This is a genomic window from Sodalis-like endosymbiont of Proechinophthirus fluctus, from assembly GCF_001602625.1.
GTDB lineage: Bacteria > Pseudomonadota > Gammaproteobacteria > Enterobacterales > Enterobacteriaceae.
Genome location: NZ_LECR01000090.1, coordinates 134,367 through 135,099 on the forward strand (window position 1 = coordinate 134,367; position 733 = coordinate 135,099).

The following is a 733-nucleotide window of genomic DNA, read 5'->3' on the forward strand; positions in this document are numbered from 1 at the left end:
TAAAGCACGTCGCCTGCGTGCGGGCTCGCTGCAAAAAGGCGTCACGGTCGGCAGCGGCATCCTCTACTATTCCCTGGAAAGCGGTCTTGCCGCTAGCATTGTATCGTCAGCTCTTTTACCACTAGTACTCGCAGTTCCGCGTCGTCGTTAACGAGCTACAGCCCACTTTCCCCTCTGCATCAGCCAACACTGTCCGCAATAGATAGCTGGGGGCTTGGCCTAATATACTATCCAGAATCAGAAGTGTTTTCATCCTCACTCCTGCTTAATTAAAGGGTTTCAAATCGACACGGGACCATCATGGCTGCCAGTTGTGAACGGTCGGTCACGTCCACATTGCTTTGGCTGACTGCCAGCGCCGATACAACCGTCTCCAGATGAAGGGCATACTCGCTTGATTAGCGCATCAGCAGGCCATAAATCAAGCCTCCCACAATCGAATCACCGGCGCCGACAATACTGATCACTTCGCAGGCCGGCAGTTTGGCTAGCCAGGCGACGGAAGCGTTTACCCATAGCACCCCTTCGACACCGAGCGAGATGACTACATGGGCTATTCCCTATTCGCGCAGGGCATGAGCGACCTCGACAACATCACTTAGCGCCGGCAATGGGTGGCCTGGCCTAGATTTACAATTCCCGACGGTTAGGTTTCACCAGCTAAAGAGATGCTTTCAGCCCGGCCACCAGCTCTTCTCGGCTTCTGTCGAAAATAATGCATGGGCAATGGCTT

At 54.0% G+C, this 733-nt stretch carries 1 protein-coding gene and 1 pseudogene; both read right to left on the reverse strand.

Annotated elements, in window-relative coordinates; translation table 11 throughout:
* Nucleotides 1–121: 121 nt before the first annotated feature.
* Nucleotides 122–253 carry a hypothetical protein gene (locus tag BG74_RS21225; protein WP_501037428.1) on the reverse strand — a complete coding sequence of 44 codons (132 nt, stop codon included), beginning with the start codon at nt 251–253 and terminating at the stop codon, nt 122–124.
* A 12-nt stretch (nt 254–265) separates the two neighbouring features.
* Nucleotides 266–733, reverse strand: a pseudogene (locus BG74_RS18470) (PfkB family carbohydrate kinase); the annotation flags it as partial.